We start from the raw sequence: 23,138 nt of genomic DNA, 5'->3' as shown, positions 1-23,138 counted from the left end.
CTTCCTTAAGGCAGCAAGCTCTTCACGTTGATCGGTTCGGCTTCATTCTGCGCGGCGCCTTTTGGCTTACCGGCAATGGCCATACCTGCAACACGATAGAAGTTGTAATCAGGGTTTTTACCGGGACCGGAAATCAGCAGATCTTCTTTCTCGTACACCAGGTCCTGACGTTTGAACTCGGCCATTTCGAAATCCGGCGTGAGCTGGATCGCGGTGGTCGGGCACGCTTCCTCGCAGAGGCCGCAGAAAATGCAGCGCGAGAAGTTGATGCGGAAGAAGTCCGGGTACCAGCGACCGTCTTCGGTTTCAGCTTTCTGCAGCGAGATGCAACCCACCGGGCACGCCACGGCGCACAGGTTGCAGGCCACGCAGCGCTCTTCGCCGTCGGGGTCGCGGGTCAGCACGATGCGGCCGCGATAGCGCGGCGCCAGATAGACCGGCTCCTCGGGATATTGCAGGGTGTCGCGCTTGCGAAAGCCATGGCCGAAGATCATGACCAGGCTTCGCAGTTGGGTACCGGTACCCTTAACGATGTCGCCAATATATTTGAACATGGGTCAAATCCTCACTGAACCGCGGCCGCAGGCGCGTTCATCAAAACGATCGCAGCGGTCACCAGCATGTTGATCAGGGTCAGCGGCAGGCAGAATTTCCAGCTGAAGTCCATCACCTGGTCGTAGCGTGGACGCGGGATCGAGGCGCGCAGCAGGACGAACAGCATGATGAAGAACGCGGTCTTCAGGGCGAACCAGACGAAGGACAGTTGTGGCAGGATGCCGAACGGACCGTGCCAGCCACCGAAGAACAACGTCACCAGCAGTGCCGAGATCAGGATGATGCCGATGTACTCGCCAACGAAGAACATGCCCCATTTCATGCCGGCATATTCAATGTGGTAACCATCGGCCAGTTCCTGTTCCGCTTCCGGCTGGTCGAAGGGGTGACGGTGAGTCACGGCCACGCCAGCAATGAAGAAGGTACAGAAGCCGAAGAACTGCGGAATGATGAACCACAGGTTCTGGGCCTGGTACTCGACGATGTCGCGCATGTTGAACGAGCCGGCCTGGATCACGATGCCCATGAGCGCCAGGCCCATGAACACTTCGTAGGACACGGTCTGGGCCGAGGCCCGCAGGCTGCCCAGCAGGGCGAACTTGTTGTTGCTCGACCAACCGGCGAACAGCACCGCATACACTGACAGGCCGGCCATGGCGAAGAAGAACAGCAGGCCGATGTTCAGGTCCGCCACGCCCCAGGTCGGGGTGATCGGGATGATCGCGAAGGCGATCAGCAAGGCGCTCATGGCCACGACCGGTGCCAGGGTGAAGATCACCTTGTCGGCAAACGGCGGTGTCCAGTCTTCCTTGAAGAACATCTTGATCATGTCGGCGGCGATCTGGAACATGCCGAACGGGCCGACGCGGTTCGGACCGTAGCGGTCCTGCCACCAGCCCAGCAGGCGACGTTCGACGAAGCTCAGCAGCGCGCCGCAGACCACCACGGCCAGCAGGATCACGATGGCCTTGAGGACCGTCAGGATCACAGCGATCACTTCAGGGGTGAACCAGCTCATTGCGCTGCCTCCTGCAGACCGTCGACGGTTTTGCCGAATATCGCCGGTGGGATACCCGCCAGGCCAGCCGGCAGGGCTACCAGGCCGGCGCCCAGCTCTTCATTGATGCGCAGCGGCAGACGCAGGGTCTGGCCAGCCACGTTCAGGCTCAGCAGCGCGCCATCGTTGACACCCAGGCGATCGGCCTCGGACTTGGCCAGCGCCACGTAGGCGGCCGGGATGCGTTCCTGCACCGGCGCGGCTTTGGAAGAGTTCTCTTCGCTGCCGAACAGGTGATGGAACGGTACGACCTGCCAGGTGCCCGGTGCCGGGTTGAAGGCGCGCGGTACGCTGGCGAACCAGCCCAGGCCATCGCCCTGGCTTTCGATCAGGCGGGTGCCCGGGTCACCGGCACGCAGGTGACCGCCGACTTCGTCCTGGAACTTGTTCCAGGCTTGCGGCGAGTTCCAGCCCGGCGACCAGGCGAAAGGCACCTGGGAACGCGGTTCGGTCGAACCCGAATAACCTTCCATGGAGAACGAGAACGCAGTGTCCGTGTCCTGGGAGGTACGCGGTTCATGGACGCTGATGTTCGCGCGCATGGCGGTGCGACCGCTATAGCGCAGCGGTTCGCGCGCCAGCTTCAGGCCTTTGATGCGGAACGAGGCCGACGGTGCGGCATCGACGATACGGGCCAGTTGCGGGTTGCTTTCGGCGCAGGCAGCGGTGGCGTGGTCCAGTTGCGTCCAGTCCACCGGTTGGTTCAGCAGGGTCGAGCGCAGGGCATGCAGCCAGCGCCAGCCTTCATGAACCAGGATGCTGGCGTCCAGGTATTGCGGGTCGAACACCTGGAAGAAGCGCTGGGCGCGGCCTTCCTGGCTGACCAGCGTACCGTCGCCTTCGGCGAAGCTCGCCGCCGGCAGCACCAGATGGGCGCGGTCGGTGGTGGCGGTTTTCTGGTGGTCGGCGACGATCAGCACTTTCGTGGCGTTCAGGGCGGCGTCCACCAGGGCCTTGTCGGTGCGGGTGTACAGGTCGTTTTCCAGCACTACGATGGCGTCGGCGCTACCGTCGATCACCGCTTGCAGCGCTGTGTCCACCGATTCGCCACCGAGCATGGCCAGGCCGAGGCTGTTGGCTTCCGGCACGATCAGGCTGATGGAACCGTTCTTCTCCTGCAGCTTCAAGGCCTTGGCGATGTTGGCGGCGGCTTCGATCAGCGCCTTGGAACCCAGCGAGGTGCCGGCGATGATCAGTGGGCGCTTGGCTGCCAGCAGGGCATCGGCGATGCGTTGGGCCAGGGCAGCCGCTTCGCTGTCCAGACCGTCGACGGCCGGGGCGCTGGCGTCCAGGGCATGGGCCACGGCAAAACCGATGCGCGCCAGGTCATCAGGGGCGGCGTGGACGCATTCTTCGGCCACGTCGTCGAGCTTGGTTTCGGCGAGGCTGGCGATGAACAGTGGGTTCAGCGCGTGCTGGCCGATGTTCTTCACGGCGGCGTCGAGCCATGGCTGCACGCGCATGGCGTCGGCCATGTCCTCGGCCTTGCCCTTGACCGACTGGCGCAGGGCCAGGGCCATGCGGGCGGCGGTCTGGGTCAGGTCTTCGCCAAGGACGAACACCGCGTCGTGGTCTTCGATGTCGCGCATCGTCGGCACCGGCAGCGGGCTGTCCTTGAGCACTTGCAGCACCAGGCGGATGCGTTCCAGCTCACCGGCTTCGATGCCACTGTAGAAGTGCTCGGCACCGACCAGTTCACGCAGCGCGTAGTTGCTTTCCAGGCTGGCCCGTGGCGAACCGATGCCGACGATGTTGCGACCGCGCAGCAGCTCGGCGGCCTTGTCCAGCGCTTCGTCCAGGCCCAGCTTGGCGCCGTTGGCCAGCAATGGCTGGCGTGGACGATCCTTGCGGTTGACGTAGCCGTAGCCGAAACGGCCACGGTCACACAGGAAGTACTGGTTCACCGAACCGTTGAAGCGGTTTTCGATGCGACGCAGTTCGCCGTAGCGTTCGCCCGGAGAAATGTTGCAACCGCTGGAGCAGCCATGGCAGATGCTCGGCGAGAATTGCATGTCCCACTTGCGGTTGTAGCGCTCGGAGTGGGTCTTGTCGGTGAACACACCGGTCGGGCAGACCTCGGTGAGGTTGCCGGAGAATTCGCTTTCCAGGGTGCCGTCTTCAACGCGACCGAAGTACACGTTGTCGTGGGCACCGAACACGCCCAGGTCGGTACCGCCGGCGTAGTCCTTGTAGAAGCGCACGCAGCGGTAGCAGGCGATGCAGCGGTTCATCTCGTGGGAGATGAACGGGCCGAGGTCCTGGTTCTGGTGGGTGCGCTTGGTGAAGCGATAACGGCGCTCGTTGTGGCCGGTCATCACCGTCATGTCTTGCAGGTGGCAGTGACCGCCTTCCTCACAGACCGGGCAGTCGTGAGGGTGGTTGGTCATCAGCCATTCGACGACGCTGGCGCGAAACACTTTCGCTTCTTCGTCGTCGATGGAGATCCAGCTGCCGTCGGTGGCGGGGGTCATGCAGGACATGACGATCCGACCACGCTTGTCGTTCTCGTCGGTGTACTGCTTGACCGCACACTGGCGACAGGCGCCAACGCTGCCAAGGGCGGGGTGCCAGCAGAAATAAGGGATGTCGAGGCCCAGGGACAGACATGCCTGTAACAGGTTGTCTGCGCCATCGACTTCGAGCTCTTTGCCGTCTACGTGGATAGTGGCCATGGTTCAAAGTTCTTCGTTGGCCCGGTGTCAGCGGGCGTGGCTAATGGAATCTTGTTATTCGTCCGAATCCAAACAGCCTGGGTAAAAGGCGTCATCGGACGAAAGGCGAAGGGCACGGACCCTTCGCCTTTTAAAGCGTCGTTACGCGCCGACCATGGTCGGCGTGACCACCTGATTGAGATCCCCGGCGCGCGTTGGCGCGATGCCGGCCTCGAATTCAGGGCGGAAGTATTTGATCGCGCTGCCCAACGGCTCCACGGCACCCGGTGCGTGAGCACAGAAGGTCTTGCCTGGGCCGAGGAAACCTACCAGACCCAGCAGGGTCTCGATGTCGCCGGCCTGGCCTTCGCCGTTTTCAATGGCGCGCAGCAGCTTGACGCTCCAGGGCAGGCCATCGCGGCAAGGGGTGCAGAAACCACACGACTCACGGGAGAAGAACTCTTCCATGTTGCGCAGCAGGGACACCATGTTGACGCTGTCGTCCACCGCCATGGCCAGGCCGGTACCCATCCGGGTGCCGACCTTGGCGATGCCGCCGGCATACATTTGTGCGTCCAGGTGTTCCGGCAACAGGAAACCGGTGCCGGCGCCGCCGGGCTGCCAGCACTTGAGCTTGTAGCCGTCGCGCATGCCGCCGGCGTAGTCCTCGAACAACTCGCGACCGGTGATGCCGAATGGCAGTTCCCACAAACCAGGGTTCTTGACCTTGCCGGAGAAGCCCATGAGCTTGGTGCCCATGTCTTCGCTGCCGTCACGGGCCAGGGATTTGTACCAGTCCACGCCGTCGGCGATGATCGCTGGCACGTTGCACAGGGTCTCGACGTTGTTCACGCAGGTCGGCTTGCCCCACACGCCGACGGCGGCAGGGAAGGGCGGCTTGGAGCGTGGGTTGGCGCGGCGGCCTTCCAGGGAGTTGATCAGCGCGGTTTCTTCACCACAGATATAGCGCCCGGCGCCGGTGTGGACGAACAGCTCGAAATCAAAACCTGAGCCCAGGATGTTCTTGCCCAACAGCCCTGCGGCCTTGGCTTCTTCCACGGCACGGTTCAGGTGCTTGGCGGCGGTAGTGTATTCGCCGCGCAGGAAGATATAGCCGCGGTAGGTCTTCAGCGCACGGGCGCTGATCAGCATGCCTTCGATCAGCAGATGGGGCAGTTGCTCCATCAGCATGCGGTCTTTCCAGGTGTTGGGCTCCATTTCATCCGCGTTGCACAGCAGGTAGCGGATGTTGATGGATTCGTCCTTTGGCATCAGGCCCCACTTCACGCCAGTGGGGAAGCCTGCGCCGCCACGGCCCTTGAGGCCGGAGTCTTTCACGGTCTGGACGATATCGTCCTGGGCCATGTCGGTGAATGCCTTGCGCGCAGCAGCGTAGCCGTTCTTGGCCTGGTACTCGTCAAGCCACACCGCTTCGCCGTCGTCACGCAGACGCCAGGTCAGGGGATGGGTTTCGGCCGAGCGCTGGATGCGGTTGGCGGGCCCGAAGGAAGTCAGGGTCATACGTAGCCCTCCAGCAGTTTGGCGACGCCGTCAGGCTGGACGTCACCGAAGGTGTCGTCGTCGATCATCAGCGCCGGTGCCTTGTCGCAGTTGCCCAGGCAGCACACCGGCAGCAGGGTGAAGCGACCGTCGGCGGTGGTTTGGCCCAGGCCGATGCCCAGCTTGCTCTGGAGCTCGCCGACCACGGACTCGTGGCCGCCGATGTAGCAGACCATGCTGTCGCAGACGCGAATGATGTGACGGCCCACTGGCTGGCGGAAGATCTGGCTATAGAAAGTGGCCACGCCTTCGACGTCGCTGGCCGGAATGCCGAGGATCTCGCCAATGGCGTAGAGCGCGCCATCGGGTACCCAGCCACGTTCCTTCTGGACGATTTTCAGGGCTTCGATCGACGCCGCGCGCGGGTCTTCGTAGTGATGCAGCTCGTGCTCGATGGCCGAGCGCTCGGTTTCGCTGAGGGCGAAACGGTCTGTCTGGATAAGCGTGCTGTTCATGCTTAGCGGTCCACGTCGGCCATAACGAAATCGATACTACCCAGGTACGCGATCAAGTCCGCGACCATGCTGCCTTTGATCACTGAAGGGATCTGCTGCAGGTGCGGGTAGCTTGGGGTGCGAATCCGGGTGCGGTAGCTCATGGTGCCGCCGTCGCTCGTCAGGTAATAACTGTTGATGCCCTTGGTCGCTTCGATCATCTGGAAGGATTCGTTGGCCGGCATGACCGGGCCCCACGAAACCTGCAGGAAGTGCGTGATCAGGGTCTCGATGTGTTGCAGCGTGCGCTCTTTGGGCGGCGGCGTGGTCAGCGGGTGATCCGCCTTGTACGGGCCTTCCGGCATGTTGCGCATGCACTGGTCGATGATCTTGATGCTCTGGCGCATTTCCTCGACGCGAACCATGCAGCGGTCGTAGGCGTCACCGTTGGCGGCCAGCGGGACTTCGAATTCGAAGTTTTCATAGCCGGAGTAAGGACGCGCCTTGCGCAGGTCGAAGTCGCAACCGGTGGAGCGCAGGCCGGCACCGGTGACGCCCCATTCCAGGGCCTCTTTGGTGTTATAGGCGGCGACCCCGATGGTACGACCCTTGAGGATGCTGTTCTGCAGGGCGGCCTTGGTGTATTCGTCCAGGCGCTTGGGCATCCACTCGACGAAGTCCTTGACCAGCTTCTCCCAGCCCCGCGGCAGGTCGTGGGCAACACCACCAATGCGGTACCAGGCCGGGTGCAGGCGGAAACCGGTGATGGCTTCGATCACCGTGTAGGCCTTCTGGCGGTCGGTGAAGGTGAAGAACACCGGGGTCATTGCGCCAACGTCCTGGATGTAGGTACCCAGGAACAGCAGGTGGCTGGTGATCCGGAAGAACTCGGCCATCATGATGCGGATGACATCGACCTTCTCCGGCACCTTGATCCCGGCCAGTTTCTCGACCGAAAGCACGTACGGCAGGTTGTTCATCACCCCACCGAGGTAATCGATGCGGTCAGTGTAGGGAATGTAGCTGTGCCAGGACTGGCGCTCGCCCATCTTCTCGGCGCCACGGTGGTGGTAACCGATGTCCGGGACGCAATCGACGATTTCTTCACCGTCCAACTGCAGGATGATGCGGAAGGCACCGTGGGCCGAAGGGTGGTTCGGGCCGAGGTTGAGGAACATGTAGTCCTCGTTCGCCCCGGAGCGCTTCATGCCCCAGTCTTCGGGCTTGAAGCGCGCGGCTTCTTCCTCGAGCTGTTGCTTGGCCAGGGACAGGCTGAACGGATCGAATTCGGTGGCGCGGGCCGGGAAGTCCTTGCGCAGCGGGTGACCTTCCCAGGTCGGCGGCATCATGATGCGCGTCAGGTGCGGGTGGCCGGGGAAGTCGATCCCGAACATGTCCCACACTTCGCGTTCGTACCAGTTGGCGTTCGGCCAGATACCGGTCACGGTGGGCACGCTGAGGTCGCTCTCGGACAAGGCGACCTTGATCATGACGTCACTATTACGTTCGATCGACAGCAGGTGATAGAACACGGTGAAATCGACACCGTCGGGCAGCCCTTGACGCTTGGTGCGCAGACGCTCGTCCACGCCGTGCAGGTCATAGAGCATGACGTACGGCTTGGGCAGGTTGCGCAGGAAGGTCAGGACTTCGACGAGTTTGGCGCGGGCAACCCAAAGCACCGGCATGCCGGTACGGGTCGGCTGGGCGGTGAACGCCTCGGGGCCAAAACGGTTGTTCAGTTCGACGACCACATCCTGGTCGTCTGCCTTGTAAGGCGGGATGTACAGAGCACTGCCTGTAGTCATGGTTATTTATCGCTTTCGGTCAACGTAAAGAATGAAGCCAGGTTCTCGTTTCTTATGCAGAGCAGAGCTGGATCAGACTTCGTCGGGGCTGCGCAGGTTGGTGACTGCGATACGCTGTTCGCGGCGCTGTTCCTTTTGCGATGGCATCTCGGCGCGATAGACGCCTTGATCACCAACGACCCAGGACAGCGGGCGACGCTCCTGGCCAATCGACTCCTGCAACAGCATCAAGCCTTGCAGGAAAGCTTCAGGGCGAGGGGGGCAGCCAGGCACGTAGACGTCCACGGGCAGGAACTTGTCCACCCCTTGAACGACGGAGTAGATGTCGTACATGCCACCGGAGTTGGCGCACGAACCCATGGAGATAACCCACTTCGGTTCGAGCATTTGCTCGTAGAGACGCTGGATGATCGGCGCCATCTTGATGAAGCAGGTTCCGGCGATAACCATGAAATCCGCCTGGCGTGGCGATGCCCGGATCACCTCGGCGCCAAAGCGCGCGATGTCGTGGGGCGCCGTGAAGGCGGTGGTCATTTCCACGTAGCAGCACGAAAGACCGAAGTTGTACGGCCACAGGGAGTTCTTGCGACCCCAGTTGACCGTACTGTTCAGCACGTCTTCGAGCTTGCCCATGAAGATGTTTTTGTGGACTTGATCTTCTAACGGATCAGCGACGGTTTCCCGCTCGCCAATCGGATACTGCTCGTTAGGAGCATCGGGGTCGATCCTGGTGAGATTGTATTGCATTGCCAAAGCCTCATTGTTTCAGCTTCGCTTGCCGCTTGCGCCGAGCTTCCGGAGCCCAATCAAGTGCCCCCACCCGGTAAAGGTAGACAAGACCTGCCAACAGAATTGCTATGAAAACGAGAGCTTCGACGAATCCGGTCCAGCCGCTTTCGCGGACGGACACAGACCATGCAAAGAGAAAGAGGGCTTCGATATCGAAGATCACGAACAGCATCGCGACCAGATAGAATTTGGCTGAGAGCCGCAAGCGGGCGCCACCGGTAGGTAGCATGCCGGACTCGAACGGTTCATTTTTGCTGCGGCCCCAGGCTTTTGACCCGAGCAGGCTCGACACGCCGAGCATGAAGGCACACAGGCCGACGACACCCAGAAGGAAAATGGCAAAGCCCCAGTTGTGGGCCATGAGTCCTGTCGCTTCGGGCATGCTGGAAATCCTTAACAGAGAGCAAAGGTCTCTGAGCTTGAATAGAAATAACGCAGTGACGATATGTCGCAGCAATCAATCGCGGTGATTTTATGGCTAAACACCGGGCAAGTAAAATTCCTATAGCGAAATTATTTATTGGAATAAGGACATAGCGCACCCCCAGGACCGTGCGGCCCCGGCCCCGTGGGCGTTGGCCGGCTATTCATCAATAATATTTCGTGCGGAATGTAACAATGACAATGGCTTCCAAATGATAATTATTATTATCTGTGGCGGTCTTTCTGCGACGCTCTTAGTGTCTTGCCCGAGGGGCTGTCTTACATCGCCGCTACTGCAATTGTCAGCGTCGGACGTTTTACTCCTTTTCTGACTGCCCAATACTGCGTTCGATCAATTTTTTCTACCCGATGCAGCGAAGTTTTCTCGGAGAGGGGGTCGGTGAAAGTCGGATCTGCATGGGGACTGCCCCTGTGGGAGCCATGCTTGCTCGCGATCCCGGCAACGCTGTCCCGAGGCAGACTGCGCAATCGCTCATCGCGGGCAAGCCTGACTCCCACAGATGCAGGCTTGCTCTTACAGCGTAGGTCGCTTCAAAAAAAACGGATGAAAAAATCGGCTGCGTCAGATCAATGTCGCTCAGTTGATCCCGCGCAGAACCTGCGGTCAGGGGGATGTGCACGTCAAGCGACTCCGTTTTGCGCGCAGAAATCGGCGCGAGGTCTGGCGTAAGGTCTTGAAGGAGTGATATCAAATAGCTATCTTTGTGCTTCATTCATCTAATCATCTATATCAATGTTGGTTGGATTTTCGACCCCCTTCTTAGATAGTCGCGTCAGTTTCCATCGTTCGCGGCTGATACCAAAGGAATGTCATGAACTCTCGGATCGCGAATATGAGCGTTATGCTCAAGCTGGCTTTGGGCTTTGCTGTTGTGCTGCTTCTGACCGCTATTCTCGCCGCGACCGGCTGGTTCAGCCTGGGGAAAATGATCGAGCGTACTGATCGAATGACCAGCATTACCGAGCTCGGCAACCGTCTTGATCACCTGCGCAGGGCTCGCTTGCAATACCAGGTGGACAGGGGCGATGAACAAAAGGGTGCATTGATCCAGGCGTCGCTGGAGCAGTTTGTCGCCCAGCAGAAAAGCCTCTCAAAAGAGCTGAAGAAACCTGAAAACCTGAAAAAGCTTGCGCTGATCGAGCAGGCCAGCACGCAGTATCAAGCGGCACTGAATACGATGCGCGAGGCTTATCGCAATGACGCAGCCATGCGCAAGGAAATGGGCGTCAATGCGGTCAAGGGGGCTGCGCTGATTGCTCAGGTCATCACTGACGTAGAAGCAATGCCCACCTCGGATGAACGCCGCTTTGACCTTTATAAGCTTATCCTCAAGGCCAAAGAGGACGTGGCGCTGGTGCGTTATGAAGTGCGTGGCTATACCGGCAACCCCAACAGCACCACCGAACAGGCCGCCACCCGCCAGCTCGAAAATGCGTTCAAGAGCATCGAAACCCTCAAGAGCGCTTTCGGCCCCACCTATGCCGACACCCTCAAGCAACTGGAAACCGCGCTGATTGCTTACCGTCGCTCGGTGCAGGACTTCACTGCCAGTAATCAGGCCATTGGCAAGGCTGTGCAGGACACCATCGATTTGGGTGAAGCCATCACCCGTCTGACTGACGAAATGTATGCCAGCCAACTGGTCTCCCGTGACGAAGACAGCGCCCAGGCTCGCCTACTGCAGCTGAGCTGCACTGCCTTGGCGATGTTGCTGGGGGTTTTGGCTGCCTTGATCATCACCCGCCAGATTACACGGCCGTTGCAGGACACATTGGCTGTGGTCGATCGCATTGCCGCAGGCGATCTCACGCAACACATGATCGTGACTCGTCGTGATGAGCTGGGTGTCTTGCAGCAGGGTATTCAGCGCATGGGCGCCACCTTGCGCGACCTGATCGGTGGCATCCGCGATGGCGTCACCCAAATCGCCAGCGCCGCCGAAGAGCTGTCGGCTGTCACCGAGCAGACCAGTGCCGGGGTCAATAGTCAGAAGACCGAGACCGATCAGGTGGCGACCGCCATGCACGAAATGTCGGTCACTGTGCATGAAGTCGCACGTAATGCTGAACAAGCTTGCGCAGCCGCATCGGAGGCGGATGCGCAAGCCCGTATCGGCGACCAAGTAGTCGCGCAAGCCATCGTTCAGATCGAGCGTTTGGCCGGCGAAGTCGGGCGTTCAGTCGAAGCGATGAACGAACTGGAGCAAGAAAGCGGACGTATCGGCAAGATCATGGATGTGATCAGGGCGGTGGCTGAGCAGACCAACTTGCTGGCGCTTAACGCCGCCATTGAGGCTGCTCGAGCGGGTGACGCCGGGCGCGGTTTTGCCGTGGTCGCCGACGAAGTGCGTGGGCTGGCTCAGCGTACCCAGCATTCCACCGAAGAGATTGAAAGCCTGGTAGCGGGCTTGCAGAATGGCACCCGTCAGGTATCGAGCATCATGCGAAATAGCCGCGAGCTGACCGACAGCAGTGTGGAGTTGGCATCCAAAGCCGGCACATCCCTGGGCAACATCACCCAGGCGGTTTCTGGCATTCAAGCCATGAACCAACAGATTGCCGCCGCCGCGGTGCAACAAAGCTCGGTGGCCGAGGAAATCAGCCGCAGTATCCTGAGCGTGCGCGATGTATCCGAACAGACCGCCTCAGCCAGCGAAGAAACCGCGGCCTCAAGCATCGAACTGGCGCGCCTGGGTAACCAGTTGCAGCAGTTGGTCAGTCACTTCAAGGTGTAAAAAAGGGGCATTCTGGCAGCCGTGCTCCAACTGGCGATGCAGCACTGGTCGTTCCGGTCCCACCCCTACCCAAACCCCGCAAGGCCTTGACGATCAGCAGTTGATGAACGCTGGGGAAAACCGGCAAAAAAAAGCCCCGAACCAGTCGGGGCGTCAGATCGTCGGCTTTGCGGTTAGTTTTTATCCGGTCCGCAAGGGCCGCTTACTCGAGGCAAGCGTGTGAATCAGTGGAACTGTTCTTCTTCGGTGGAGCCGGTCAGTGCGGTCACCGACGAAGTCCCGCCCTGGATCACGGTGGTCATGTCGTCGAAGTAGCCGGTGCCCACTTCCTGCTGGTGCGCCACGAAGGTGTAGCCTTTGGCGGCGTCAGCGAACTCTTGCTCTTGCAGTTTCACGTAGGCGGTCATGTCGTTGCGGGCGTAGTCGTGCGCCAGGTTGAACATGCTGTGCCACATGTTGTGGATGCCGGCCAGGGTGATGAACTGGTGCTTGTAGCCCATGGCAGACAGTTCGCGCTGGAACTTGGCGATGGTCGCGTCGTCCAGGTTTTTCTTCCAGTTGAAGGAAGGCGAGCAGTTGTACGACAGGATCTGGTCCGGGTATTCCTTTTTGATCGCTTCAGCGAAGCGGCGGGCTTCGTCCAGGTCCGGCTTGGCGGTTTCGCACCAGATCAGGTCGGCGTACGGCGCGTAGGCCAGGCCGCGGGCGATGGCCTGGTCGAGGCCGGCGCGCACTTTGTAGAAACCTTCCTGGGTGCGGGTGCCGGTCACGAACGGCTGGTCGTACGGGTCGCAGTCGGAGGTCAGCAGGTCAGCAGCGTTGGCGTCGGTGCGGGCCAGGATGATGGTCGGTACACCGGCAACGTCAGCAGCCAGGCGAGCAGCGGTCAGCTTCTGCACGGCTTCCTGGGTCGGTACCAGTACTTTGCCGCCCATGTGGCCGCATTTCTTCACCGAAGCCAGTTGGTCTTCGAAGTGAACGCCGGCGGCGCCTGCTTCGATCATGCTCTTCATCAGCTCATAGGCGTTCAGCACGCCACCGAAACCGGCTTCAGCGTCAGCCACGATTGGCGCGAAGTAGTCGATGTAGCCCTCGTCGCCCGGGTTCTTGCCGGCTTTCCACTGGATCTGGTCAGCGCGACGGAACGAGTTGTTGATGCGCTTGACCACGGTTGGAACCGAGTCCACCGGGTACAGCGACTGGTCGGGGTACATGGACTCGGCGGAGTTGTTGTCCGCAGCCACTTGCCAGCCCGACAGGTAGATCGCCTGGATACCGGCCTTGACTTGCTGCACAGCCTGGCCGCCGGTCAGGGCGCCCATGCAGTTGACGAAATCTTTCTCGGGACGGAAGGCTGGCTTGGCGCCCTGGGTAACCAGGTTCCACAGCTTCTCGGCGCCCATTTTCGCAAGGGTGTGCTCAGGTTGAACCGAGCCACGCAGGCGGACGACGTCAGCAGCGGAATAATTGCGCTTCACGCCTTTCCAGCGCGGGTTTTCAGCCCAGTCTTTTTCAAGGGCTGCAATTTGCTGTTCGCGTGTCAGTGCCATGGAGATAAACCTCGTCGCATAGGTCTGGGGTGGAAAATTCCTGCTCCTGCCGACCAGGGGTTGGACGGTCAAGTCGGTTCAGGCGGGGAGGCGACGGGATGAACGATGGGCTCGAGGGGAAAGTGAGCAGGTAGAGGCGAACTGCGGGCGCATTCGGGCGTCGTGGGCCTTTATACGAACTCAGAGTGATGCCGGGTTACCTAGTTACGCTTCCGTCCCTCGGGACAACTTCGTTCCAGTCGCAACCTCGTCAAACACACCTTGTGGGCGGTACAGACACGAATCGGCTCGCAGGGTAGTTGCAAGCGTCGACCCGAAGGCCCTTGCCAGGGCCCCTGATTAGCGGGAGCGAGGCCATCATGCCTTCGGTTTTTGGGCTCGTCAAACGTTTTGTAGTGCTTTTTTTATGGCACTACATCTTTGGTCTAATACGACTCATCAGTCAGTTTTTGGTGCTTCAGTTCAGGGTGTCGACCTTGACCCGCAAAATCATGTCATCGCGGCCCTGGGTCGAGTAGCTGCGGGTCAGGCCCTGTTTGTCTGCCTGATTCTGGCGATTGACCCCAGCCAGAGTGATCCATTCTCCCAGACGTCCGCTGACAGTTGTGTCGGTGCTCTGAACGTTCACTACATCGGGACGTTCCTGGCTCATGCGGTCACGGTTGGTGCTGATACTCAGATGAACGGTCTCGCCGGTGACGCTGGCCGTGACATAAAAACCCTGGGTGACGTTGCGGTATTCGGTCTGGCTTTGCATGCGCCCGTAGTTGTCGCTCTGGGTGCTGGTGAACGGCACGCTCTGGCCTACCTGGATCAACGCCGGTTGGCCTTCGCTGGCTTGTATCTGCTGCACGCCGCCTTCACGGCTGGCGGTGCTGCGGTTGATGATGCGGGTCTGGCTGGGGGCGGCGCCATTGATCGAGTAGCCCTGGTCGCCCTGCAGGTTGTTTTCATTGGTATCGACTGTAATCAGCAGGCGCTTGGGAGCGGTATCCAATTGGGCGAGCAATTGCCGGAGCTCTTCGATCTTGCCCGGCTCGGCATTGACGATCAGTTGATTGCCGTAGGCGCTGACCTGACCATCCTTGCCAATGAAATTCTGCGCCACCGGCAACAGGTCGGCGCTGGTGCGGTAATTCAGCGGCACGATTTGCGTGTCCGCCATGACCGACAGGCTGCAGCCGAGCAGCAGGGTGGTGAGCAGGGTGCGTAGGGACATGTCCATTTCTCCGCGAGACAAAGGCTTGATATTGCCAGTTTGTCGGCCTGGGGTGGGGCAAGTTGAATGGTAGACGGCAAAACGCCCCGACATCGGTGGATGGCGGGGCGTTTTGTGGTGTTCTTCAGGGCCTCATCGCGAGCAAGCTCGCTCCCACATTGGAATAGTGATGTACACGAAATCTCTGTTCACCGCAGGTCCCTGTGGGAGCGAGCTTGCTCGCGATGGTCGCGCTGCGGTTTCAGGCCGAATGGCGAACCATGTCCACATGAGGAATTCCGGCTTCCAGGAACTCCTCACTGACCACGGCAAAACCCAGGCGCTCATAGAACGGCGTGGCATGCACCTGGGCGCTGAGCATCTGTTGCTTGAGCCCGCGTTTCTCGGCTTCGGCGATCACGGCGTGCATCAGTGCATCGCCCACCTTCAGGCCGCGCCAGTCCTTGAGGACCGAAACACGGCCGATATGGCCGTCGGTCAACAGGCGCGCTGTGCCGATGGGGAAGTCGCCTTCAAACGCCAAAAAATGCACCGCGCCCTGATCGTCGGCATCCCATTCCAGCTCAGGCGGGACGGATTGCTCGGCAATGAACACGGTCTCACGAATGCGCCGGATCTCGGCGTTGTCCTTTTGCCAGTCTGCGACACGAACGTGAATTTTATTCATCGGCGAACCCCAGGCTACCTTGCTTGACCAGCTCGCAGATCAGGCCGCGGCCGTCTTCATCGGTCAGCCACGGGCCAAGGTTTTCGCTGTGCAGGGCGTCGGCGGCGCAGATCATTTTCAACAGCTCGCGCAGCTTGCCTGGCAGATAACGGCTTTGGCCGCTGGCGAACAACAGCAGGTCATCATCGACTTCCGACCAGGCCAGGCGCGCGCTTGGGTTGCGGATGATCACTGCGCCTTGTTCCAGGCTGGCCAGCAGGTCGTCTTCTTCCAGCTCCGGCCCCACCACCAGTTCCGGGTAGCGCGGCTCGGTCATGAACTGGCCGAACCAGGTCAGTAGCAAGCGCTCGTCGCTCATGTGCTCGGCCAGCAGGCCCTTGAGGCGGTCGAGGGCATCGTGCTGGATCTGGTGCGGGTCGGCCACGGGTCGCGCATCGGCGTCGGTGTAGCGCTCTTCGTCCGGCAGGAACTGGCTGAGGAAATCGGTGAAGTGGGTCAGCACTTCGGCCGCGCTCGGTGCCCGGAAGCCCACCGAATAGGTCATGCAGTCATCCACGGCTACGCCGCAATGGGCCAGGCGCGGCGGCAGATAGAGCATGTCGCCCGGTTCCAGGGTCCACTCGTCGGTGGCCTCGAAGTCGGCGAGGATGCGCAGGTCAGCGTGCTGCAGCAGCGGGGTTTCGGAGTCGCACATCTGGCCAATTTTCCAGTTGCGCTGGCCATGGCCTTGCAGCAGGAACACGTCGTAGTTATCGAAGTGCGGGCCAACACTGCCGCCGGGGGCAGCGAAGCTGATCATCACATCGTCGATGCGCCAGCTCGGCAGGAAGCGGAAGTGCTCCAGCAGTTCGCTGACCTCCGGTACGAACTGGTCGACGGCCTGCACCAGCAGGGTCCACTCGCGCTCCGGCAGTTTGCTGAATTCATCTTCGGCGAACGGGCCGCGGCGCAATTCCCAGGGACGTTCGCCGTGCTCGATCACCAGGCGCGATTCGACTTCTTCTTCCAGCGCCAAACCGGCCAGCTCGTCGGCATCCAGGGGGCTTTGGAAGTCAGGAATCGCCTGACGGATCAGCAGCGGTTTTTTCTGCCAGTAGTCGCGCAGGAACTCCCGTGCCGTGATGCCGCCCAGGAGTTGCAGAGGAATATCAGGATTCATGTGTAACCTATTGAAAAAAATTACTTTTCAGCCGCGAATAAAAACGCCCGGCGCGGCCGGGCGTCTCAAAGGTAAAGCGATGTATCAGATGCGCTTGGCTTGTGCCGCTGCGTTGCCGATATAGCTGGCCGGGGTCAGCTTTTTCAGCTCTGCCTTGGCGTCGGCGGGCATGTCCAGGCCATCGATGAAAGTCTGCAACGCTTCAGGGCTGATGCCCTTGCCACGGGTCAGTTCTTTCAGCTTTTCATACGGGTTTTCGATGTTGTAGCGACGCATCACCGTTTGGATCGGCTCGGCCAGGACTTCCCAGCATGCGTCCAGGTCGGCGGCGATTTTCTGCTCGTTCAATTCCAGCTTGCTGATGCCCTTGAGGCTGGCTTCGTAGGCAATGACGCTGTGGGCAAAACCCACGCCCAAGTTACGCAGCACGGTGGAGTCAGTCAGGTCGCGCTGCCAGCGGGAGATCGGCAGTTTGCTCGCCAAGTGCTGGAACAGCGCGTTGGCGATGCCCAGGTTGCCTTCGGAGTTTTCGAAGTCGATCGGGTTGACCTTGTGCGGCATGGTCGAGGAACCGATTTCACCGGCAATGGTGCGCTGCTTGAAATAACCCAGGGAGATGTAGCCCCAGATGTCACGGTCGAAGTCGATCAGGATGGTGTTGAAACGGGCGATCGCGTCGAACAGCTCGGCGATGTAGTCGTGCGGTTCGATCTGGGTGGTGTACGGGTTGAAGCTCAGGCCCAGCTCGTCTTCGATGAAGGCGCGGGCGTTGGCTTCCCAGTCGATGTCCGGGTAGGCCGACAGGTGGGCGTTGTAGTTGCCCACGGCGCCGTTGATCTTGCCCAGCAGCGGCACGGCGGCGACCTGGGCGATCTGGCGCTCCAGGCGATACACCACGTTCGCCAGTTCCTTGCCCAAGGTGGTCGGCGAAGCCGGTTGACCGTGGGTGCGCGACAGCATCGGTACGTCGGCGAAGCGGATTGCCAGCTCGCGGATGGCCTGGGCGGTCTGGCGCATCAGCGGCAACATCACCTCATCACGGCCTTCGCGCAGCATCAGGGCGTGGGACAGGTTGTTGATGTCCTCGCTGGTGCAGGCGAAGTGGATGAATTCGCTGACGTTGGCCAGCTCCGGCAGCTTGGCCGCCTGCTCCTTGAGCAGGTATTCGATGGCCTTGACGTCGTGGTTGGTGGTGCGCTCGATTTCTTTGACGCGCTCGGCGTGCTCCAGCACAAAGTTTTCTGCCAGGGTGTTCAGTACCGCGTTGGCTTCGGCGGAAAACGCCGGGACTTCGCTGATGGCAGGGTGGGCGGCCAGGCGCTGGAGCCAGCGCACTTCAACCAGGACACGGGCACGGATCAAGCCGTACTCGCTGAAAATCGGGCGCAGGGCCTGGGTTTTGCCGGCGTAGCGGCCGTCAACAGGGGAAACCGCAGTGAGCGAAGAGAGCTGCATGGGGTGTTCTCGGACAGTCGGGCAACGAAATGGGGCGCGTATCATACATGAAAACCAGCGCCGGTCCGTCGCCAACTGACCGGCGTATTACGCGTAACGATGTACAAAAGTGGGTTGAGGCGACTTATTCGTTGCGCATCAACGGGTAAAGCTCTTTCAGCAATTTGCGCCGGCTGATCACCAACTGCCAGCGATGGCCGCCCAATTGCCGCCACAGCCGTGCCGAGCGAATCCCGGCCAGCAACAGGGCGCGGATCTTGGAGGCGTTGCTCGGTTGCTGCAGGTTGCGCATGTCGCCGTGCACCTGGATGCGCTGGCGCAGGGTGCTCAGGGTGTCCTGGTACAGCGCGCCGCAGGCGGCGATGACGTTTTCGTGGGACGGGCCGAAGTGTTCGACCTGGGATTGGATCTGCGGCAGGCGTTTGCCGATGGTCTCCAGCAAGTCGTCGCGCTTGGCCAACTGACGTTCAAGACCCAGCATCGACAGGGCATAACGCAGCGGCTCGCGTTGCAGGGCGCTGGGGTCGCGCTCCAGGGCGCCGACCAGCGCACGGTAACCTTCACGCAGGTTCAGGTCGTCGCCACCGTAGACTTCCAGGGTGTCCTTGGGGTCGCGAACCAGCAAGCTGCCGAGCATGCAGCTCAGGCCCGCTTCGGTGGCCTGGCCGGTCTTGGCGATCCGGTCCACCAGCACGGCGGCGAGAAACACGCCGCCCAATGCCGTCAGTTGCTCTTGAATCGGGGTCATGCCTTGCTGCTCCAGGGCTCTGCGACTTCGATCACGCCACCGCCCAGGCAAATTTCGCCGTCGTAGAACACCACGGACTGACCGGGTGTGACCGCGCGCTGGGGATCATCGAAAATGGCCCGGTAGCCCGTGGCGGTTTTTTCCAAGGTGCAGGGTTGGTCGCTCTGGCGGTAGCGAACCTTGGCCGTCAGGCGGCGCGGTTCGCTGAGGTCGACCGGGTTGACCCAGTAGATGTCGGAGGCGAGCAGGGCGCGGGAAAACAGCCACGGATGGTCGTTGCCCTGGCCGACGATCAGCTCGTTGTGCTCCAGGTCCTTGATCAACACGTACCACGGCTCTTCGCCGGCATCCTTCAAGCCGCCGATGCCCAGGCCCTGGCGCTGGCCGATAGTGTGATACATCAGGCCATGGTGGCGGCCGATGACCTCGCCTTCGGTGGTCTTGATCTCGCCTGGCTGGGCCGGCAGGTACTGCTTGAGGAAGTCGCTGAAGCGGCGCTCGCCGATGAAGCAGATGCCGGTGGAGTCCTTCTTCTTGGCGGTGGCGAGCTGGTGTTTTTCAGCGATCGCACGCACTTCGGGCTTTTCCAGTTCGCCTACCGGGAACAGGGTCTTGGCAATCTGTTCGCCACCGACGGCGTGCAGGAAGTAGCTCTGGTCCTTGTTCGGGTCCAGGCCCTTGAGCAGCTCGGTACGTCCGTCGATGTCGCGGCGGCGCACGTAGTGGCCGGTGGCGATCAGGTCGGCGCCGAGCATCATGGCGTAGTCGAGGAACGCCTTGAACTTGATTTCACGGTTGCACAGGATGTCCGGGTTCGGCGTGCGGCCGGCCTTGTATTCGGCCAGGAAGTGTTCGAACACGTTGTCCCAGTACTCGGCGGCGAAGTTGGCGGTGTGCAGCTTGATGCCGATCTTGTCGCACACGGCCTGGGCGTCCGCGAGGTCGTCCATGGCGGTGCAGTATTCGGTTCCGTCGTCTTCTTCCCAGTTCTTCATGAACAGGCCTTCCACCTCATAACCCTGCTCGATCAGCAGTAGGGCGGAAACGGAAGAGTCCACGCCGCCGGACATGCCGACAATGACGCGCTTCTTGGGGGTGTCAGAAGGGGCTGGATCACGCATAGGAGTTCAATGAGTGTCTTGAAAAAGGACGCGATTCTATCAGGCCCGGGCGCACAAGGCTAAAGAGAAGGACGGATCAGCGTCAGGCTGTGGCGATGACCGGCCAGATAATCGTCGATGCAGCGGATGATCAGCTCGCTGCGCCAGTGGTCGCGCTGTTCGAGCAGTTCGTCACGGCTCAGCCATTTGGCGCCGAGGATGCCGTCGTCCAATTGATAGTCGGGGCGGTGGTTCAAGGCCTTGGCGGCGAAACAGACCCGTTGGTAGGTCACGCCGTTGCTGGGGGCGGTGTACAGGTAGATGCCCACCACGTTGGTGAGTTCGACGTCCCAGCCGGTTTCCTCCAGGGTTTCACGCACGGCGGCTTCGATCAAGGTTTCGTCCGGGTCCAGGTGGCCGGCGGGCTGGTTGAGCACTGCGCGTCCGCCTTTGGACTCCTCCACCATCAGGAAGCGGCCGTTGTTTTCGACGATGGTGGCGACGGTGATGTGGGGTTTCCAGTCCATAGCGTTTCCTAGATTTCTCAGATTGGAATGCGGGCCACTGTGGGAGCGAGCTTGCTCGCGATAGCGGTGGGTCAGTCAATATCAATGTTGAATGTTATATCGCTATCGCGAGCAAGCTCGCTCCCACAGGGGAATATTGTGTTGTCAGGGGAAATATGGTGTGTCCGGAAACACAAACCCCGGCACCAGGCCGGGGTTTGTGATGTTCCCTTACAACCTTACACCAGCGCAGCAATCGCCGCGTTGAAGGTGGCGCTCGGGCGCATGGCCTTGCTGGTCAGCTCAGGGTTGGCGAAGTAGTAACCGCCGATGTCCACGGGCTTGCCTTGAACGGCGTTGAGTTCGGCAACGATTTTCTCTTCGTTGTCGGTCAGCGTCTTGGCCAGGGCGGTGAACTGAGCCTTGAGGGCTGCATCGTCGTTTTGAGCGGCCAGTGCCTGCGCCCAGAACAGGGTCAGGTAGAAGTGGCTGCCACGGTTGTCGATACCGCCGACCTTGCGCGAAGGCGACTTGTTGCGGTCCAGGAACTCACCGGTAGCCTGGTCCAGGGTCTTGGCCAGCACCAGGGCTTTAGGGTTGTTGTAGGTCACGCCCAGGTGCTCGAGGGAGGCGGCCAGGGCCAGGAACTCACCCAGGGAATCCCAACGCAGGAAGTTCTCTTCCAGCAGTTGCTGAACGTGCTTGGGTGCCGAACCGCCGGCGCCGGTTTCGAACAGGCCACCGCCGTTCATCAGCGGCACGATGGACAGCATCTTGGCGCTGGTGCCCAGTTCCATGATCGGGAACAGGTCGGTCAGGTAGTCGCGCAGCACGTTGCCGGTCACCGAAATGGTGTCCTTGCCTTCGCGGGTGCGGGCCAGGGTGAACTTCATCGCGTCGACCGGCGACATGATGCGGATGTCCAGGCCGGCAGTGTCGTAGTCCTTCAGGTAAGTCTGGACTTTTTCGATCACCACACCGTCATGGGCGCGCATTGGGTCGAGCCAGAAAATCGCCGGGGTGCTGCTGGCGCGGGCACGGTTGACGGCCAGTTTGACCCAGTCCTGGATTGGCGCGTCCTTGGTCTGGCACATGCGGAAGATGTCGCCAGCCTCGACGTTCTGCTCCAGCAGGGTGCGACCGTTGCTGTCGGAAACGCGCACCACGCCGTTGACCTTGACCTGGAAGGTCTTGTCGTGGGAACCGTACTCTTCGGCTTTCTTGGCCATCAGGCCGACGTTCGGCACGCTGCCCATGGTGGTTGGGTCGAAGGCGCCGTGTTGCGTGCAGTCTTCGATCACCGCCTGGTAGATGGTGGCGTAGCAGCGATCCGGGATCACAGCCTTGGTGTCGTGCAACTGGCCGTCGGTGCCCCACATCTTGCCGGAGTCACGGATCATGGCCGGCATCGAGGCGTCGACGATGACGTCGCTCGGCACGTGCAGGTTGGTGATGCCTTTGTCGGAGTTGACCATCGCCAGGGATGGGCGCGCCGCGTAGACCGCCTGGATGTCGGCTTCGATCTGCGCCTGCTGCTCGGCCGGCAGGGCCTTGATGCGGGCGTACAGGTCGCCGATGCCGTTGTTCAGGTTGAAGCCGATCTGCTCCAGCACTTGGGCGTGCTTGGCCAGAGCTTCTTTATAGAACTCGGCGACGATCTGGCCGAACATGATCGGGTCGGAGACCTTCATCATGGTGGCCTTGAGGTGAACCGACAGCAGGACGCCTTTTTGCTTGGCGTCTTCGATTTCAGCGGCGATGAAGTCGCGCAGGGCGTTTTTGCTCATCACGGCGCAGTCGAGGATCTCACCGGCTTGTACGGTGGTTTTTTCCTTCAGGACAGTGGCGGTGCCGTCCTGGGCGATCAGCTCGATTTTCACGCTGCCGGCGGCGTCGATCAGGGCGGCTTTTTCGCTGCCGTAGAAATCACCAGTGCTCATGTGGGCCACGTGGGACTTGGAGTCGGCTGCCCAGGCGCCCATCTTGTGCGGGTGCTTGCGCGCGTAGTTCTTGACCGACAGTGGTGCGCGGCGGTCGGAGTTGCCTTCACGCAGGACCGGGTTCACGGCGCTGCCCTTGATTTTGTCGTAGCGGGCCTTGGCTTCTTTGTCGGCGTCGCTGGTTACGGTTTCCGGGTAGTCCGGCAGCGCGTAGCCCTGGGCCTGCAATTCCTTGATCGCGGCCTGCAGTTGCGGCACCGAGGCGCTGATGTTCGGCAGCTTGATGATGTTGGCTTCAGGCGTAACGGCCAGGTCGCCCAGTTCGGCGAGGTGGTCGGCTACGGCTTTGTCACCCAGTTGCTCGGGGAAGCTGGCCAGGATGCGCCCTGCGAGGGAGATATCGCGGGTTTCCACGGCGATATCGGCCGGAGCGGTAAAGGCTTCGACGATCGGCAGCAGCGAATAGGTGGCGAGGGCGGGAGCTTCGTCGGTGAAGGTATAGATGATCTTCGAGCGGGTGGGCATATTCGGATTAACTCTCTTCTTTGCTAAAGCATGCGCAGAAACTCGAGGGGCGCCGGGTAAGCGCGTTCGTTCAAAGTCATCCATGAGCCGAATGTCGAGGTTTCTTCGCGGTGATGTTGGGTGCATCAGTCGAGCGTCAAGCGGTCGGGCCGCGGTAACGGTCCGGCTTTTTACGGGCCGAAAGTCCTGTCGTAGAGCCGTCGGCCGTCGTGACCCTGTGGTCAGCGGCGGCATTA

At 60.9% G+C, this 23,138-nt stretch carries 18 protein-coding genes; 1 reads left to right on the top strand and 17 read right to left on the bottom strand.

Features of this window, described 5'->3' with window-relative positions; genetic code table 11:
• Window positions 1–5: 5 nt before the first annotated feature.
• The 8 genes from nuoI to J9870_RS18600 form a co-directional block, all read right to left on the bottom strand.
• On the bottom strand, window positions 6–554 hold the full coding sequence (gene nuoI / locus J9870_RS18635) for an NADH-quinone oxidoreductase subunit NuoI (RefSeq protein WP_003180051.1): 549 nt from the start codon (window positions 552–554) through the stop codon (window positions 6–8).
• An 11-nt stretch (window positions 555–565) separates the two neighbouring features.
• Window positions 566–1,573 (bottom strand): NADH-quinone oxidoreductase subunit NuoH, encoded by a 1,008-nt coding sequence (gene nuoH / locus J9870_RS18630; protein ID WP_025212983.1) that lies wholly within the window; start codon window positions 1,571–1,573, stop codon window positions 566–568.
• Window positions 1,570–4,284 carry an NADH-quinone oxidoreductase subunit NuoG gene (nuoG, locus tag J9870_RS18625; protein ID WP_210639434.1) on the bottom strand — a complete coding sequence of 905 codons (2,715 nt, stop codon included), beginning with the start codon at window positions 4,282–4,284 and terminating at the stop codon, window positions 1,570–1,572. Before nuoG ends, nuoH begins: the two co-directional genes overlap by 4 nt.
• A 141-nt stretch (window positions 4,285–4,425) precedes the next feature.
• Window positions 4,426–5,784, bottom strand: a complete 1,359-nt coding sequence (gene nuoF, locus J9870_RS18620; RefSeq protein ID WP_123341687.1) for an NADH-quinone oxidoreductase subunit NuoF — start codon at window positions 5,782–5,784, stop codon at window positions 4,426–4,428.
• Window positions 5,781–6,278: an NADH-quinone oxidoreductase subunit NuoE gene (gene nuoE / locus J9870_RS18615; RefSeq protein WP_053123206.1), complete on the bottom strand. Its 498-nt coding sequence runs from the start codon at window positions 6,276–6,278 to the stop codon at window positions 5,781–5,783. The genes nuoF and nuoE overlap by 4 nt, the downstream gene beginning before the upstream one ends.
• 2 nt (window positions 6,279–6,280) lie before the next feature.
• Entirely contained in the window at window positions 6,281–8,065 is a 1,785-nt protein-coding gene (nuoC, locus tag J9870_RS18610; RefSeq protein ID WP_210639433.1) for an NADH-quinone oxidoreductase subunit C/D, read from the bottom strand.
• A 72-nt stretch (window positions 8,066–8,137) separates the two neighbouring features.
• Complete coding sequence (locus tag J9870_RS18605; RefSeq protein ID WP_003180065.1) at window positions 8,138–8,812, bottom strand: NADH-quinone oxidoreductase subunit B; 675 nt, start codon at window positions 8,810–8,812, stop codon at window positions 8,138–8,140.
• A 10-nt stretch (window positions 8,813–8,822) separates the two neighbouring features.
• On the bottom strand, window positions 8,823–9,236 hold the full coding sequence (locus J9870_RS18600) for an NADH-quinone oxidoreductase subunit A (protein ID WP_030141323.1): 414 nt from the start codon (window positions 9,234–9,236) through the stop codon (window positions 8,823–8,825).
• Between the two features lie 874 nt (window positions 9,237–10,110).
• Between J9870_RS18600 and J9870_RS18595 the strand changes: the two genes are divergently transcribed.
• Window positions 10,111–12,033 (top strand): methyl-accepting chemotaxis protein, encoded by a 1,923-nt coding sequence (locus tag J9870_RS18595; protein WP_210639432.1) that lies wholly within the window; start codon window positions 10,111–10,113, stop codon window positions 12,031–12,033.
• Window positions 12,034–12,257: 224 nt separating this feature from the next.
• Here the strand turns inward: J9870_RS18595 and aceA are convergent, their stop codons facing one another.
• The 9 genes from aceA to J9870_RS18550 all read right to left on the bottom strand — a co-directional run bounded on the left by aceA (window position 12,258) and on the right by J9870_RS18550 (window position 22,902).
• On the bottom strand, window positions 12,258–13,583 hold the full coding sequence (aceA, locus tag J9870_RS18590) for an isocitrate lyase (RefSeq protein WP_063320477.1): 1,326 nt from the start codon (window positions 13,581–13,583) through the stop codon (window positions 12,258–12,260).
• A gap of 457 nt (window positions 13,584–14,040) precedes the next feature.
• A complete protein-coding gene (locus J9870_RS18585; RefSeq protein ID WP_210639431.1) occupies window positions 14,041–14,802 on the bottom strand; it encodes a secretin N-terminal domain-containing protein in 762 nt (253 codons plus the stop codon).
• Between the two features lie 241 nt (window positions 14,803–15,043).
• Complete coding sequence (locus J9870_RS18580) at window positions 15,044–15,469, bottom strand: GNAT family N-acetyltransferase (protein WP_092399199.1); 426 nt, start codon at window positions 15,467–15,469, stop codon at window positions 15,044–15,046.
• Window positions 15,462–16,628: a cupin domain-containing protein gene (locus J9870_RS18575; protein WP_210639430.1), complete on the bottom strand. Its 1,167-nt coding sequence runs from the start codon at window positions 16,626–16,628 to the stop codon at window positions 15,462–15,464. The genes J9870_RS18580 and J9870_RS18575 overlap by 8 nt, the downstream gene beginning before the upstream one ends.
• Before the next feature lie 84 nt (window positions 16,629–16,712).
• Window positions 16,713–18,083, bottom strand: coding sequence for an adenylosuccinate lyase (gene purB / locus J9870_RS18570; RefSeq protein WP_210639429.1), 1,371 nt, complete (start codon window positions 18,081–18,083; stop codon window positions 16,713–16,715).
• 124 nt (window positions 18,084–18,207) lie between these two features.
• On the bottom strand, window positions 18,208–18,831 hold the full coding sequence (hflD, locus tag J9870_RS18565) for a high frequency lysogenization protein HflD (protein WP_210639428.1): 624 nt from the start codon (window positions 18,829–18,831) through the stop codon (window positions 18,208–18,210).
• A complete protein-coding gene (gene mnmA, locus J9870_RS18560; protein ID WP_210639427.1) occupies window positions 18,828–19,952 on the bottom strand; it encodes a tRNA 2-thiouridine(34) synthase MnmA in 1,125 nt (374 codons plus the stop codon). The genes hflD and mnmA overlap by 4 nt, the downstream gene beginning before the upstream one ends.
• Before the next feature lie 59 nt (window positions 19,953–20,011).
• A complete protein-coding gene (locus J9870_RS18555) occupies window positions 20,012–20,458 on the bottom strand; it encodes an NUDIX hydrolase (protein ID WP_210639426.1) in 447 nt (148 codons plus the stop codon).
• A 218-nt stretch (window positions 20,459–20,676) separates the two neighbouring features.
• Window positions 20,677–22,902, bottom strand: a complete 2,226-nt coding sequence (locus J9870_RS18550; protein WP_210639425.1) for an NADP-dependent isocitrate dehydrogenase — start codon at window positions 22,900–22,902, stop codon at window positions 20,677–20,679.
• Between the last annotated feature and the right edge of the window lie 236 nt (window positions 22,903–23,138).

This window comes from Pseudomonas sp. Tri1 (assembly GCF_017968885.1).
Classification (GTDB): Bacteria; Pseudomonadota; Gammaproteobacteria; order Pseudomonadales; family Pseudomonadaceae; genus Aquipseudomonas.
Note: the sequence above shows the minus strand (reverse complement) of the source record. Positions and strands in the feature narration are given on the sequence as shown.